Genomic DNA, 14,652 nt, shown 5'->3' with positions numbered 1-14,652 from the left:
ACACTTGATTTTAACATAATTTAGAGTTTATTCATTTTTGCTTTTTCCTTCAAAATAGTGTATACTAATAAAATTATGCGATAAAACGCAGAATTACAATTTATCACTGCTTTACAGCAAAAGGAACCATATGACATTTGAAAATTTAGACCTCATCCCCCAGCTTTTGCAGGCAATTGAAGAGGTGGGTTACACCACTCCTTCGCCGATTCAGGCAGAAGCCATCCCCCCTGTTTTGGCAGGGCGCGACCTGATTGGCTGCGCACAAACCGGCACCGGTAAAACGGCAGCCTTTGCCATTCCCATTTTGCAAAATCTCACCTGCAACCCTGTTTCGGGGCGACGGTATATCCGCACACTGGTGCTTACCCCTACCCGGGAACTCGCTTTGCAGATCAAAGAAAATTTTGATGATTACAGCAAACACCTTAAGTTGCGTAATACTGTTATTTTCGGCGGTGTGGGCCAAACCCCGCAGGTAGAAACCCTGCGCCGCGGCGTGGATATTCTTGTTGCAACACCGGGCAGACTGAACGATTTGTGCGACCAGGGCCACATCGATTTATCTCACCTCGAGCACTTTGTTTTGGACGAAGCAGACCGTATGCTCGACATGGGCTTTATCCATGATGTGCGCAAGGTGCTTAAACGTTTGCCCGCGCAGCGTCAAACGCTGCTGTTCTCTGCCACCATGCCGCCCGAAATCGCAAAACTGGCGGCGCAGATTCTGCATAATCCTGCCAAAGTAGAGGTAACCCCGGTTTCCTCTACGGTGGACGCGATTGAACAGAGCCTCTACAAAGTGGACAAGGCCAACAAACGGCCGCTGCTGAACCTCGTGCTGGCAGAACATCCGGAGATGGACTCGGTGCTGGTATTCACCCGCACCAAACATGGCGCAGACCGCGTGGTGCGCGACCTTGCAAAGGCTGGCACAAAGGCCATGGCAATTCATGGCAACAAAAGCCAGACGGCGCGCGTCACGGCACTCGATAGCTTTAAATCGGGCAAAATCCGCGTGCTTGTGGCAACCGACATTGCCGCGCGCGGCATCGACATCAGCGAGCTTGCTGCCGTTATCAACTACGACCTGCCCAACGTGCCAGAAACCTACGTACACCGTATTGGGCGTACCGGGCGTGCAGGGCGCAGCGGCGTTGCCGTTGGTTTCTGCAACTTCGATGAGCTGCCCTACTTGCAGGACATCGAAAAGCTGATTGGCAAAAAGATTCCGGTTGTGGAAGAGCACCCGTACCCGATGCAGATTTTTGAGGCGGCCCCGAAACAGGAGCGCGCACCCCGTCCCCCGCGTGAAAACCGTCCCGCCAAACCGGCAGGTGGTGCAAAGCAGGGCGGCGGCAAAAAAAAGGGCTACCCGCCGCGAGGCAAGCGCCCCGCACAGCAGGGCAGTGCGTCCGGCAAATCGCCACGCCATAACCGGCAGGGCTAAACGGGAATAAATTGCCGCTTGACAAACATTTTGTCACTTTGTATCATATAGTAATGTATTCTAGCATTTATACTCACATAAGGGAGTAGTTTGCACGGCGATTCTGCCTGTGCCAAGTCAACATTCTGGTGTTTTTTCACCTGGCTTGGATTAAAAAACGAGACTTATGTATAGCTTTTCTTAGAAGGGCTATACATAGGTCTTTTTTATTGGTTTTTCGTTTTGCAGCATTGCCCTGCCAACTTTATTTAGGAGTGATCGTTTTGGGGTTGTTTGATATTCTTTTAATCGGCGTTGGTCTTTCTATGGACGCCGCCGCCGTTACCATTGCCAATGTGCTGGGGGACGCCGGAATTCCGCGCCGCAAGGTATTTGCCATGGCGGGGGCCTTTGGCCTTTTTCAGGGGCTCATGCCGGTATTCGGCTTTTTCGCTGGCAGCCTGTTTGCTGATTTCATCAGCCGCTATGCGGGTTTTGTCACCCTTGTCGTGCTGGGCGTTATCGGTGTTTCGATGATAAAAGAAGGCTTTTCTCACAAAGAGGAAAGCGAAGCGCCCAAAGCACTTACACCTAAAATTCTGCTGGTGCAGGCGATTGCCACCAGCATTGACGCCTTTGCGGTCGGCGTCAGTTTTTGCGCTTCCGGCGCAGATATTTTTACCGCTGCACCGATTATTGCCGCTACCACCTTTTTCTTCAGCCTGCTTGCGGCAAAGCTGGCAAAGCGGTTCGGCCACCTGCTGGGCGAACGTGCTGAGGCTTTCGGCGGTGTGATTCTTCTGCTAATCGGCATCAAAGCAATGTTTTTCTAGCTTTTGCAGGTTGCGACCATGCGAGTATTCTTTTGCTTTTGCATCAAGATATTATAAAAGGCCATCGTTAATAAAACGATGGCCTTTTGGTTTGTGCGGTGTTTTTTATGGGGCACGAAGGTTAGATATTGTTATTTCGTTACCCACAAAAAGTTCCAGCCCGGAAAAATGAGATGTAAAATAAATGCAATGAGAACCGCAGCTAAAATCGCAATGCCGCAATAACAGACAATTTTCCATGCTTTGCTGATCACCGATTTTGTTTTTTCCACATCTGCAAAAAGAGAGGACACTTTTTCGTCTGTTAAGCTTTTTTCACGCACATCCTGCACGTCGATATCCTTAATCAGTTCATCTAAGGTCATATCAAAGTAATCACTTAACATCACCAGCCTTTGAAAGTCCGGGTAGGACTGCCCCGCCTCCCATTTAGAAATGGTTTGTCTGGACACCTGCAACTCAAAGCCTAATTCTTCTTGAGAGAGCCCCTGCTTTTTTCTAAGGGACTGCAATTTTTCGTGAAACTTCATTTGTTCAAATCTCCTTTTTGATTTTCTATCATCAACATAGCTTATTGCTGAAATTTGAACAAGCAACTATGGTTGGCAATCTGTCTACATTGGCTAACATGAAAGCTTTTCATAAGTAAAAAGCACAGTTTTCCGCAGATAACCAAGTTTTTTAAGGGTGAAAAGCATATTCTATTCATCCAGCATTACTTGGAATTTTACACACTCGGCACAGTCTGGGCATTGTACCGGCGTAGGCTTTACGCTGCCGCCACGGCGCGCTGCGTAGGCAAATGGATAAATTGCATTGAGTGCCACCATGCACAGCTTTGCACTTTTAATCGTGTCTATGCAGGCGCCGGTAAAATAAATCTCGTCGCCTACCGCATAATGCGGGCAATCAGACTGCGTTACCACAACCTTCACCTTATGGTCCTCCATCATTGGTTCCCCTTTCTTTTGGTGCACATAATGTGCGCTTGTTTTTGTTATGTAGCCAGAAGCAAAACGTCGCTCATTTGGGCTCGTGTAGGTGTTTCAAGTGTTTTGCCTTTTGGCTTTGTTGTTTTTGAGTATAGCAAAAAGCGGCAGATAAAGAAAGTTGATTCGTTGTACTTTGCGCAGTCAGGACCTTTGCCAGCCGCTGTACGCCATCTTAGCACCAAAAACCTTTACGAAGCATTTTTTGCGTGCTAAAATACAGGCAGTACGCCGTGGGCAAACATCGATTACAGACAGAACAGGAGCTTATCGCATGATTTCTTACCGCAAAGCTGCGCCGGAAGATTGTGCCGCCCTTGCACTCGTAAAGCAAAAGGTATGGCAGGCAACCTATCGCGGCATTTATCCGGATAGCAAAATCGATAACTACAGCCTTACCGAAAACGAGCAGTATTTTTTCAGTCTTATCCAAACTTCCGACATCTCTCTTTTTGTTGCTCACCGCGGCAAAGAAATCATCGGCTATATGTGTTGCGGCAAACCACTGCACCCGTTTCGGGAGTACCGGCAGGAACTTGCCCTGCTGTATGTACTGCCGGAATATCAGGGCCATGGCGTAGGCAAAGCCTTGTTTTCTATTGCACGACAGCAATTTGAGGCCGTTTTTTGCCGAGAGTTTTTTATCTCGGTAAACCGCTATAATTTGAATGCGCTGAATTTTTATCTGCATCTGGGTGGGCTTGTCGCTGAAATTGACGAGGATAAACCGGACAAATCCGAAGTGCAGATTAAACTGTGCTTTAAGATTCCCCCGCAATCAGAATAATTTAGCCCTATGGCTTGGCAGTAACTTCTTGGCACGCCATTGCAGCAGAGAAAGACAAATGCTATACTTATCAACATAGATATTTGAATATTTCCGCCTCAGAATAATCTAGAAATTCAGGAGGAGCGCAATGAAAAAAGGCATCGCTTTCGCTAGCCTCTTTGCCATATTTGCTCTGTTTTTTTGCGCCTGTGGCGCACAGCAAGGTGCCCAGTTAAGCGCAGCTGCTACTGATGCCATCCTTATGGTAAACGAAACATTGTACTATGGCACAGACGAGGTTGGCCCTATGGGCGACGCGGGCTGTGTAGCGGGGAAGATTTCTTCTGCCGTAAGTTCGGGCGAAATTCCTTCGCAAAATGGCGAATCAAATTTTGGCTGCATCGGAAATCCCTACACCTCTGATTTTGGAGATGGAATGATTATGGTTTTGATGGAAGATGAGGCATATCATGTCTTTCATGCGCAAAACCCCTCATAGCTTCCTCGTTTTCTTTTGATTCGTTAAACCTATGTTACTCCACTTTCGCAACTTATAAACTTGCTATAAATCACAAAAAGCTCCGTGCCTTATCGGCTCGGAGCTTTCTTTTTCATCACATTGCTGTAAAATTTGAGCGCTGCGCCTTATTCACCGGTGGCTACATAGCGTTTGGCACGAGAATAGCTCTCGGCATCGCAGATCAGCAAAAACACATCGCCGGGCAAAAACTCGGCATACGGCCCGGGCGAAAGCATCAGTTTACCACCGCGCCGTATGGCGACGATGGTTGCGCCGGTGTTGTGCCAAAAGTTGACGTCCGCCAGGTTTTGCCCCATCAGGGCATCCCCTTCACGAATCGGAATTTCGAACGGGGTAAGCGGGCTGAGGTAGGCAAATCGCTCGTAAGAGTCCAGCAGGGCCATAACCGCCTCATTTAAGCGGCAGTCCAGCTTTTGGCGCTCGCGGGTGAGCAGATTGATGTTCTCTTTCAGCTCATCTGCGGCGGCTGCATTGCGGAACTTTTCCACAAAGTTTTGCGCCTTGTCTACATTCTTGATAAAGATGCCGCTGCCCTGTTTCATCTCGATGATATCCATGTCTTTGAGCAAAAACATGGCACGGCGCACGGTTTCGGGCGAAACGTTATATTTGCTGGCAAGGGTAGACCGCCCGTGCAGCTTTTCGCCCTGCTGGTATCGGCCCCCGGCTATACTCTCTGCCATATCCAGCGCGATGAGCTGGTAGACCGGTTTTGGAAATTGAGACTCCTGCACCAATCAGGACACCGCCTTTTCTTTGTGATAGCGCCGGGCAGGCTTTTATTAGAAGCCGCCAGCGGTGCGCGGGAACGGGAGCACGTCGCGGATGTTGGGAATGCCGGTAACGTACATAATCAGGCGCTCGAAGCCCAGGCCAAAGCCGGCGTGCTTCGCGGTGCCGAAACGGCGCAGGTCGAGGTACCACTCGTAATCGCGGCGATCCATACCGTTTTCTTCCATGCGGGCAATCAGTTTTTCCAGGCGCTCTTCACGCTGGCTGCCGCCAATCAGCTCGCCAACGCCGGGTACCAGCATGTCGGCTGCCGCAACGGTTTTGCCATCTTCATTTTCACGCATGTAAAAGCTCTTGATGGCTTTCGGGTAGTTGGTGACAAATACTGGCTTTTTGTAGATTTCTTCGGTGAGGAAGCGCTCGTGCTCTGTTTGCAGGTCGGTGCCCCAATCCACTTTATAATCGAACTTGTCGTTATGCTCTTCGAGGATTTTCACTGCGTCGGTATAGGTGACGCGTGCAAAATCGCTGCTCACCAGCGCGTTGAGGCGCTCGATGAGTGTTTTATCATAGAACTGGTTGAAGAACGCCATCTCGTCCGGGCAGGTTTCGAGGATATAGCCGACAACAGATTTAATCATTGCCTCGGCGAGGTCCATATCGTCCTCAAGGTCTGCAAATGCAATTTCCGGCTCAACCATCCAAAACTCGGCTGCGTGGCGCGGGGTGTTGCTGTTCTCTGCGCGGAAGGTAGGCCCGAAGGTGTATACCTTGCCAAAGGCCAGTGCCATGCTCTCTGCTTCCAGCTGGCCAGAAACAGTCAGGTTGGTGCTGCGGCCAAAGAAGTCTTCGCTATAGTCGACTTTGCCGTCTTCGGTACGGGGCGGGTTGGCAACATCTAGCGTGGTTACGCGGAACATCTCGCCTGCACCCTCACAGTCCGAACCGGTGATGAGCGGGGTATGCGCATAGACAAAGCCATTTTCGTTGAAGAATTTGTGCAGTGCATAGGCAGCCACGCTGCGCACGCGGAAAGCGGCTTCAAAGGTATTGGTACGTGCGCGCAGGTGCGGCATCGTGCGCAAGAACTCTACAGTGTGGCGCTTTTTCTGCAGCGGGTATTCGGCCGGGCAGCTGCCTGCCACGGTGATGCTGTCTGCATTGACCTCAAACGGCTGACGGCTGTTCGGGGTATGCACCAGAGTGCCCTCTACGATGAAGCTGGTTCCGACACCGCATTTGGTGATTTCTTTATAATTATTCAGCTTATTCTCCTCAAACACGACCTGCAGGTTTTTAAAGCTGCTGCCGTCCGAGAGTTCGATGAAGCCGATGCTTTTCGAATCGCGGACCGTCTTTGCCCAGCCTGCCACGGTCACTTTAGTGCCGTCTGCCGGTGTGGCGCGGTAAAGAGAGACGATTTCGTTTCTTTCCATAATCTTGACGATTCCTTTCTATGGGGTGCCGGAATGTTACCGGGCACCCACTTCCTGTATTCCACGGCGGCGGCTGAAAAAGGGGCCACGGCCGGATAAAACAATACATCATTTATTATAGGAGGAATTTTGCGGAATGTAAAGGGCGGAGCCGTAATCTGCACACACAAAAACAGCCGCCCTTTCGGTAAAGGGTCGGCTGTTTTTTGCCTTTTTAATCGGGCGGCTTATTTTGCCGTGTCAAACTGCGAGCGAGGCGAGTGCTTCGCCCACCAGCTTTGCCGCGTGGCAGGCTTCTTCCAACGTATTGGCGTGGCCGCCTACCTCTATCAGCAAGCTGCCGGTGGTAAGCTGCTGGTTATAGTTGCGGTAATCGAACAGCACCGGGCGGGCAAACTCTGGCCAGCGGGAAGCCATTGCATTTTCCAGCTCACCTGCAAATCGCAGGTTCTGCTTATAGTTCGGCATACCCATATTACCGTTGTCTGCACCGCAAATAATCATCACCTGTGCGGTCTCTTCACCGTTCACCGTCGTCACCGGGCGCACGCGGGTGCCATCTTCTTTTTCAATGGCATCCCGGTGAATATCCAGCACTACTTTAATGCTGGGGTATTGTGCAAGATAGCTTTCTACCGTCGCCTTGCTACGGTCATAGCTGCCGTTATAGGACGGGTAGTCATGCAGCGTGGTGTCATGCAGCGTCACAATGCCTGCCGCATTCAGGGTGTCCGTAAGAACATCCCCAACCTTCGCCATATTGCGGGTGACATCGGTGGAGCGGCTACCCTCTGCCGGGTCATACCACAGCTCTCCGGTGGATTGATACGACTCGGTGGTATGGGTGTGCATGATGAGCACCTGCGGCTCTTTGCTGTTTTTGTCGAGCTGGAACGGCATTGGCTGTGCCAATGCTTCTGCCACTTCCGCGCGCGGCAGGTCGGTTACATTTTTGATTAACCCGTTGCCGCAGGCTACCGTGATATTATCCTCTTTACCGGTATAGGTCGCAAGCACAACCGGCATTGCATTTTCCGGCTTTGGTGTTTGCGGCTCTGCCGGAGTAGATTGAGATTCTGACGGAGCCGGCGTGGGCAATTCTGTCCAGAAGCCGCCGCCCTCTTTTTCCGGTGTAGCGGAACCATCCTCTATACTGAACACCTGCCCCATTGCCGCCACTGCGCTTTTGGGGGCAGCAAGAAAAGTACCTGCCAATGCCGTGGCTTGCAGTGCATCCGCTGCCGTAGGGCTTAAAGTGCGTACAGAAAGCACCAGTGCAGCCGAAAGCGGCAGACAAAGCAGCAGCACCAGCGCTCGGCGATATCGTTTGCGTCTGTGCATCTTTTACCGGCCTTCCCTTCTGCCGGGCGCCGGCGGTTGATGCGGCCCGGCAAACGCCGCATTCAATTGTTTTCTGTTCATCGGTTTCGCGCCTCCCTGCCGATAGCTTGCCTCTTTTTTGCCGGGCGGGGCAAAAAAATGCCCGCACGACTGGCTATAAAGCAGTTTATGCGGGCAAAAGAGTAATTATGAGGTTAAAAAGGTAAGCTCGGCTACCGAAAGGTTCTGTTGCAACGCGCGGTTGATGGAAAGCCCCAGTACATTGGCGGCCCGGCGGATGATATAATCAATCTCTTTCGGCGTTACCACCAAGCTGTGGTTGCAGCTGCAAACTTCAGCGGCATCCATTACCGTGGGTACGCCCATGCAGATGACCGGCACGCCAAGCGTTTCCTGGTCCAGCCGCTTGGCTTCATCGCCGCCGGGGCAAAGCCCGGTATCGGTCAGCTGCACGGTGCAGCCCAGCCGCGCGGGGTCGCCGGTAAAAAGGCTGTCGATGCAGAGCACCGCCGCGGGCTGGGTATCTTTGACCAGCGCCCGCACAGTTGCGGCGGCAGGAAGGCCGGTTTTGCCCTCAATGCCGGGGCAGAAGGTAGAAACACCGCGCAGTTTAAGAAACGCGCGTTCGTCCTCTTCTACCGGGATATGCCTGGTGACGAGCACCTTATCACAAACTTCTGGGCCCAAGGCATCGGCAGTAATTGATGCATTGCCAAGCCCAACGACCAGGATATCGCCCTCGTCAGGCAAAAAGTTTTTCAGCTCGTGCGCAATTGCATCGATATAGTGTCGGTTGTGGTCGTCAATATAGGCGAAGTTCGGCATATCCACCGTAGAGTAAGCACCTTTTTTGCGCGCCAACCCGTCGCGCAGTATCTGCACCCGGGTGATTGTGACGTCTGCAACATAGCAGGTTTCAAACTCAACACCGGGGGGCACCGTTCCTTTTGTTTTTTGCCATAATTCGGCAGCAATGTCTGTATAAATTGGCATTTTTTAGTCTCCCCCAAAAAAAATTGAAAAAACTATTGTATTTTTCCTTTAAAAATGGTAATATAAATAGCACTGTTATGGTTTACAAAGGAGGTGGTATTATGCCCAATATCAAATCTCAGAAAGACCGTGTGAAGCAGGCTGCGAAAGAAGCCGCGCACAACAAGGCAATCAAGACCAACCTGAAAACAGTCGTTAAGAAGGCAGAGGCCGCCGTTTCTACCGGCGCTACTGATGCTGACAAGACTGTTGTTGCAGCAGTTTCTACCATTGATAAAGCTGCTAACAAAGGCGTTCTTCACAAGAACACCGCTGCTCGTCGCGTTTCTCGCGTGATGCGCGCTGCTAACAAAGCATAATTTTATTTTCAGCGGAAAATGAGGACCTGTCCAACCGGACAGGTCTTTTTTTTCGCTTTTTCTTTGCAACCTCATCAATTAATTTTTATATTACTTTTAGCACTGATCTTTGCTGTGGCCGATGACCGCGGCAATAACACCGCACACCAAGCTTGCGGCAATGCCGCCTGCTGAGGCGGAAAAACCACCTGTCAGCGCGCCCAGCAAACCGCTTTCTTCTACGGCGTGCACTACGCCCTGTGCGAGCAAATGTCCAAAGCCAATCAGCGGAACCGTAGCGCCGCTGCCAGCAAACTCGACGAGTGGGTCGTACCAGCCAAGAGCAGAGATAACCACGCCCGCCACAACGTAAAGCACCAGAATGCGCGCAGGGGTCAGCGTAGTTAAATCAATCAGCAGCTGACCGACAACGCAGATCAAACCACCGATGACGAAGGCCCATACATATTGCATTGTTTTCACTCCCTTCCTTTTTGCACGGTTTTACGAATGAGACCCGGCCTCGCTGGTAAGGTATACCAGATGTGCAATGCCGGGAATACTTTCTTTTTGCTGGAATGTGGTAGTACTCATCAGCGCGCCGGTTGCCACAAACAACACTTTTTTCAGCTCACCGCGCACAAGCTTGGGCAAAATATACGTGCAAAGCACCGAGGCACTGCAACCCGCGCCGCTGCCCCCCGCGCCCGTATTTTGAGCTTCACGGTCGAACAGCAGCAAGCCGCAATCGCTGTGGTTGGTCAGTTTTTTGCCACCTTTCGCGCAAAGCTGTTCCAGCAAAGTGCTGCCCACTGCGCCGAGGTCGCCGGTAAAAATGCGGTCATAGTCAGCTGGTTCGGTGCCGGTATCGCTGAAAAACCGCAGCAGAGTGTCTGCCGCAGCCGGTGCCATTGCGGCGCCCATATTGTTGATGTCCTTGATGCCCATGTCATTGATTCTGCCAAAGGTAACGGCTTGTACATAAGGGCCTTTGCCATTCGGCGCAAGCAGAACACTGCCTGCGGCGGTGGCTGTCCACTGGCTGTTTGGTGTGCGTTTGCCGCCGTATTCGAGCGGAAAGCGAAACTGACGCTCTGCCGCACAAAAATGGCTGGAGGTCATTGCCATGGCATGTTTTGCATACCCTGCCGCGCAAAAGCTTGCGGCGAGGGCAAGCCCTTCCGCCATAGTGCTGCACGCACCGTATAGGCCCACCATCGGTGCACCTATATCGCGCTGTGCGTAGTTGCTGGCCGTACATTGTGCCTGCAAATCACCCGCAAACACCATATCCAGCTTATTCGCTTCAATCGCGGCTTTCTCCAGACATTTTTTTGCAGCAAGCCGCTGCATTGCCACCTCTGCGCGCTCCCAAGTCATTTCGCCAAACATCGTATCTGTATCACACAGGTCAAACTCTTTGCCCAGCGGGCCCTCGCATTCTTTTTTACCACCTACGGCGGCAAATGCATCTATCGAGGCCGGCTTCGCAAAAAGAATCGTTGATCCTTTTCTTTGCTCCATTGCTTCGTTCATCCTTTCCGGCTAATCTCGCGGGCAGTATCAACCCAAAAACGGGCGGATAAAATAGTAGACAACGCCCCAGATGACGCTTGCCATCATGCCCCAGACGATAACCGGACCTGCAATGACAAACATTTTTGCACCGGTGCCCATCACAAAGCCCTCGGCTTTAAATTCGATGGCCGGCGACACTACAGCGTTGGCAAACCCGGTAATGGGCACAAGGGTACCTGCACCGGCTTTGCTCGCAAGCTTTTGGTACCAACCCAGCGAGGTGGCAACGGCAGACATGGCGACCAGTGTTGCGCTCGAAAGCGTACCGGCATCGGTCAGTGTCATGCCCCATACCATGTAAGCATTGCGCAGCACCTGCCCCAGCAGACAAATTGCCCCACCCACTACAAACGCCCACAGGCAGTCTGGCAGCAGTTTAGAGTTTGGACTTGCTTTTTTGACAAGCTCTGCATATTGCTGTTTTGTGAGATTCATGGTGATCCCCCTTTTTGTGATTCCTGTGGGGATTATTTCCCCCCGGGGTCGGCAATATGTATTTGGGGTACAAATTTCGCCCAAATCATCGCGTTTTAGCCTCTTTTTTTGGTGCCGCCTTTTGCTTTTTTGCCAGGTGCGGTATAATAGCACAAGATATCTCTCAGCGCGCCGTTTCGCCTGTTGCGGGCGCTGCTTTTATGTTTTTACAGAAAGGGACCTTTTATGAACATCACGCTTTGTCAGCTCAACAGCCAATTCGTGCATTCGGCACTGGCACCGTGGTACCTTGCCGCTGCCGCGCAGCAGCTTTGCACCGTGTCGCATACCATACACGTTGCACAGGGCACGGTAAACCAGGCAGACGATGCGCTGATTGAGCTGCTTTGCCAGCATGAGCCGGAACTGCTTGGCCTTTCTTGCTATATTTGGAATGTAGAAACACTGCGCAGACTCCTGCCAAAGCTGCGCGCGGCATTGCCCAATACGGTGTTTGTGCTTGGCGGCCCCGAGGTCAGCTTTTGTGCCGAGGCCTTCCTCGCACAAAATCCGCAGGTGGATTATATCCTTTGCGGCGAGGGTGAGCGTTCGTTTGCTGCACTTGCGGACGCCGCTGCCGGTGTAAGCGGGATAGAAGAAGTGCCCGGCCTTTGCCGCCGCACCAAAAACGGTATCGTCTGTTCTGCACCGCCCGCACCGCTCGAAGAGCTGTTCGACCCTTACACCGACGCTTATTTTGAAGCGTTGGGCGGCCGTATCCCTTATATTGAAACCACGCGAGGCTGCCCCTTTACCTGTGCATTTTGTCTTTCCGGTCGAGAAGACCGGCTGCGCTGTTTTTCTCTCGACGCCGCATTTACCGCGTTGCTGAAATTAGCCGCAAGCGGCGCAAAGACGATTAAATTTATCGATCGCACTTTTAATGCAAATGAGCCGCGCGCCCGCCGTATCTGGGAGTTTTTAGCGCAAAAGCGGGCCGAAGGGTTGATTCCTGAGGGCGTATGCTTTCATTTTGAGGTAGCGGCTGACCTGTTTACTGCTGACTGCCTTGCTTTCCTCGCTTCGGTACCGGCAGGGCTCTTTCAGTTTGAGGCAGGGCTGCAAAGCTTCCACCCTGAAACGCTCGCCGCCGTACAGCGCAAAACAGATTTGGATAAACTTTGCCGCAATCTTACTGCGCTGCTTGCCCCCGGCAATCTCCACCTGCACATTGACCTTATCGCCGGGCTGCCGCATGAAGACCTTGCAACTTTTACGGAAAGTTTTAACCGCGCCTTCGCCCTTGGTGCACACCAGCTGCAGCTCGGGTTTTTAAAGCTGATTCACGGCAGTGCACTGCGGCGAGATGCTGACGCTTACGGTATGCGCTGTGCAGCTGCCGCGCCGTATGAGATTACAGAGAACCAGTGGCTTTCCCCTGCGGATCTTGCGCGGCTTACCCGCGCAGAACAGGCGCTGGACTTGATTTATAACAGCGGCCGCTATCATCGCAGCCTGCCGTATCTGCTCTCGCTTTGGCAGGGCGGTGCGTTTGCTTTTTTCTCTGCTTTTTCGGCTATGCTCGTCCCGCTTGGCGAGTACCCGGCCGCCGAGGCCGTTGCTGAGTGCTTTTATCGTTTTGGCTGCGGCATTGCAGGCATCAAACCCGCGCTGCTGCGGGACCTGTTGGCGCTGGATACACTTTCTTCCCGCCGGGCGATGCGGTTGCCTGACTTTTTGAAGGTGCGGGACGACCGCTTGCGGCGCATTAATCTGCTGGTACGCACCGGCGCTGCGCACCTGCCGGGCGCAGACAAGCTACCCGAAAAATTTCATGCCGGCAAAATAGGTTTTTGCATTTTATATAGCGGCTACGGCTGCTGCTCCGACAGCGAGGTGCTGGCACTTTTTGATTACTCGGACCGTAACCCTGTGACCGGAGCCTATGCCGTGACAACGCTGCCCCTGCGCGAAGCGCTGGGCGAGCCTGCCGGGGAATGCCCGGTCTGCCGCGCGCCTTTCTAGCGCACCATTTCCTTAATAGCTGCACTGTGCAGAGTTCTCGTCTGCTGCCTTGTAATCGCTGACACACTGAACAACTGAGCTGCAAAGGTTTTGTTTGGCAAACAGCGCCTATTGCAGTATGACTGCCGTTGCACACATAAGAAAGCCATAAAAAATACAGCACAGCTTTCGCATTCTAGTTTGCGAAACCACTGTGCTGTATTTTATTTTATTAGGCTGTGGCCCGTAGAGCTTGCCAAAACAATTTGGCTCTTTTACTTTCTCTGCACGATAGCAGCCGCTTTGCCGGGTATTTTTTCTTTCTGCTGTTTTTGGTAGCAAACGACACCAAAAACCACCACTGCACCGCCCAGCAAGGTGCGCAAGGGTGGAATTTCTCCGCAGAGCAGCGCAACCCATAACGGGTTTGCCACCGGCTCCAGCGCACAAATCAGGTTTGCCGTCAGCGGGTCGGTGCGGGCAAGCCCTGCGGAAAGCAGCAGGTAAGCGCTGCCGGTCTGAATTAGCCCCATTGCAACGATGCAAGCCAGCGAGGCTGTATCTACCGGCTCGTTCATTAAAAAGGGCAGCCCCGTTACCCCAGCAAGCAGTTCTCCCAGCAAACAGGCCGAAAGCGCATCAGCTTCTTCCATCTGCCCGGAAAGGAACACACCCGCAAAAGTAAGGCCCGATGCAAGGCCAAACAGGTTGCCTGCCACGCTGTTGCCGCCGCCGGCACCGCAGCACAGCACAGTGCCGCAAAACACCACCCCTACCCAAAGCAGCTTTCCTTTGCTTGGCTTTTGCCCCTGAAAAGCCCAGAGCAACAGTGCCACAAACACAGGCGAGGTGTATTGCAGAATAATCGCGTTTGCCGCGGTGGAAAGCCGCGCCGAAAAAATATAAAAAATGCCGGTAAGACAAACGGAGAGTGCCCCGGTGATAACTGCGAAATTGAGCTTTATCCGATGCCCCCGCAGCAAACAAACCGCACCGGTGAGCAGCGCAGCCACAAAGCATCGTCCACTGTTCAGTGCCATGGGCGAAAGCCCGGGCGACGCTTTTACGCAAACCCCGCCGATGCTGAAAGCCAGCGTTGCCGCAAGGCAAAGCAGCGCGCCGGTTCCCCTTTTCTCATGCTTTGGTTGCAATGGCGGTCACTCTCCTTTATAATGTCGTTATAACTTTATTTCACGCTGTGCATTTTGGGCGCCTTACGGGCGCGGCACAGCAGGCAGTAGCAGAAGATGCCGCT

General features: G+C 52.4%; 16 protein-coding genes. 6 read left to right on the top strand and 10 right to left on the bottom strand.

Annotation, left to right across the window (positions count from 1 at the left end; genetic code table 11):
• The first annotated feature begins 130 nt into the window (after positions 1 to 130).
• Positions 131 to 1,450 carry a DEAD/DEAH box helicase gene (locus tag C1A11_RS11040; protein WP_102050507.1) on the top strand — a complete coding sequence of 440 codons (1,320 nt, stop codon included), beginning with the start codon at positions 131 to 133 and terminating at the stop codon, positions 1,448 to 1,450.
• 254 nt (positions 1,451 to 1,704) lie between these two features.
• On the top strand, positions 1,705 to 2,262 hold the full coding sequence (locus C1A11_RS11035) for a manganese efflux pump MntP (RefSeq protein WP_207653958.1): 558 nt from the start codon (positions 1,705 to 1,707) through the stop codon (positions 2,260 to 2,262).
• 131 nt (positions 2,263 to 2,393) lie between these two features.
• Here C1A11_RS11035 and C1A11_RS11030 read toward each other — a convergent pair whose 3' ends face one another.
• Positions 2,394 to 2,792, bottom strand: a complete 399-nt coding sequence (locus tag C1A11_RS11030; RefSeq protein ID WP_102050506.1) for a helix-turn-helix domain-containing protein — start codon at positions 2,790 to 2,792, stop codon at positions 2,394 to 2,396.
• Positions 2,793 to 2,963: 171 nt separating this feature from the next.
• Complete coding sequence (locus tag C1A11_RS11025) at positions 2,964 to 3,215, bottom strand: TIGR04076 family protein (RefSeq protein ID WP_242965915.1); 252 nt, start codon at positions 3,213 to 3,215, stop codon at positions 2,964 to 2,966.
• 310 nt (positions 3,216 to 3,525) lie between these two features.
• On the opposite strand from C1A11_RS11025, the gene C1A11_RS11020 reads away from it, so the two are divergent.
• Together C1A11_RS11020 and C1A11_RS11015 are read left to right on the top strand one after the other, a co-directional pair.
• Positions 3,526 to 4,038: a GNAT family N-acetyltransferase gene (locus tag C1A11_RS11020; RefSeq protein WP_102050504.1), complete on the top strand. Its 513-nt coding sequence runs from the start codon at positions 3,526 to 3,528 to the stop codon at positions 4,036 to 4,038.
• Between the two features lie 130 nt (positions 4,039 to 4,168).
• Positions 4,169 to 4,519, top strand: a complete 351-nt coding sequence (locus C1A11_RS11015; RefSeq protein ID WP_102050503.1) for a hypothetical protein — start codon at positions 4,169 to 4,171, stop codon at positions 4,517 to 4,519.
• Positions 4,520 to 4,665: 146 nt separating this feature from the next.
• On the opposite strand, the gene C1A11_RS11010 is transcribed toward C1A11_RS11015, so the two are convergent.
• The 4 genes from C1A11_RS11010 to gpr all read right to left on the bottom strand — a co-directional run bounded on the left by C1A11_RS11010 (position 4,666) and on the right by gpr (position 9,063).
• Positions 4,666 to 5,295, bottom strand: coding sequence for a GntR family transcriptional regulator (locus tag C1A11_RS11010; protein WP_242965957.1), 630 nt, complete (start codon positions 5,293 to 5,295; stop codon positions 4,666 to 4,668).
• A 48-nt stretch (positions 5,296 to 5,343) separates the two neighbouring features.
• Positions 5,344 to 6,729, bottom strand: a complete 1,386-nt coding sequence (gene asnS, locus C1A11_RS11005) for an asparagine--tRNA ligase (RefSeq protein ID WP_102050501.1) — start codon at positions 6,727 to 6,729, stop codon at positions 5,344 to 5,346.
• Between the two features lie 240 nt (positions 6,730 to 6,969).
• Positions 6,970 to 8,070 carry a stage II sporulation protein P gene (spoIIP, locus tag C1A11_RS11000; protein ID WP_102050500.1) on the bottom strand — a complete coding sequence of 367 codons (1,101 nt, stop codon included), beginning with the start codon at positions 8,068 to 8,070 and terminating at the stop codon, positions 6,970 to 6,972.
• 186 nt (positions 8,071 to 8,256) lie between these two features.
• The gene (gene gpr, locus C1A11_RS10990) at positions 8,257 to 9,063 is read right to left on the bottom strand and encodes a GPR endopeptidase (RefSeq protein ID WP_102050498.1); all 807 of its coding nucleotides are present in this window, start codon (positions 9,061 to 9,063) and stop codon (positions 8,257 to 8,259) included.
• A 101-nt stretch (positions 9,064 to 9,164) separates the two neighbouring features.
• Between gpr and rpsT the strand changes: the two genes are divergently transcribed.
• Positions 9,165 to 9,422, top strand: coding sequence for a 30S ribosomal protein S20 (rpsT, locus tag C1A11_RS10985; protein ID WP_102050497.1), 258 nt, complete (start codon positions 9,165 to 9,167; stop codon positions 9,420 to 9,422).
• Between the two features lie 96 nt (positions 9,423 to 9,518).
• Here rpsT and spoVAE read toward each other — a convergent pair whose 3' ends face one another.
• The 3 genes from spoVAE to spoVAC are packed head-to-tail and all read right to left on the bottom strand — an operon-like array spanning position 9,519 to position 11,414.
• Positions 9,519 to 9,875, bottom strand: coding sequence for a stage V sporulation protein AE (gene spoVAE, locus C1A11_RS10980; RefSeq protein ID WP_102050496.1), 357 nt, complete (start codon positions 9,873 to 9,875; stop codon positions 9,519 to 9,521).
• A 30-nt stretch (positions 9,876 to 9,905) separates the two neighbouring features.
• Positions 9,906 to 10,925: a stage V sporulation protein AD gene (locus C1A11_RS10975; RefSeq protein ID WP_102050495.1), complete on the bottom strand. Its 1,020-nt coding sequence runs from the start codon at positions 10,923 to 10,925 to the stop codon at positions 9,906 to 9,908.
• A gap of 39 nt (positions 10,926 to 10,964) precedes the next feature.
• Positions 10,965 to 11,414 (bottom strand): stage V sporulation protein AC, encoded by a 450-nt coding sequence (gene spoVAC / locus C1A11_RS10970; RefSeq protein WP_102050494.1) that lies wholly within the window; start codon positions 11,412 to 11,414, stop codon positions 10,965 to 10,967.
• A gap of 225 nt (positions 11,415 to 11,639) precedes the next feature.
• On the opposite strand from spoVAC, the gene C1A11_RS10965 reads away from it, so the two are divergent.
• Positions 11,640 to 13,418 carry a B12-binding domain-containing radical SAM protein gene (locus C1A11_RS10965; RefSeq protein WP_102050493.1) on the top strand — a complete coding sequence of 593 codons (1,779 nt, stop codon included), beginning with the start codon at positions 11,640 to 11,642 and terminating at the stop codon, positions 13,416 to 13,418.
• A 254-nt stretch (positions 13,419 to 13,672) separates the two neighbouring features.
• Here C1A11_RS10965 and C1A11_RS10960 read toward each other — a convergent pair whose 3' ends face one another.
• Complete coding sequence (locus tag C1A11_RS10960) at positions 13,673 to 14,548, bottom strand: DMT family transporter (protein ID WP_102050492.1); 876 nt, start codon at positions 14,546 to 14,548, stop codon at positions 13,673 to 13,675.
• Positions 14,549 to 14,652 lie beyond the last annotated feature (104 nt).

Origin of the sequence: Pygmaiobacter massiliensis, assembly GCF_900199435.1 — a bacterium.
GTDB classification, from domain to species: Bacteria; Bacillota; Clostridia; order Oscillospirales; family Ruminococcaceae; genus Pygmaiobacter; species Pygmaiobacter massiliensis.
This window is presented reverse-complemented; position numbering and strand designations above follow the sequence as displayed.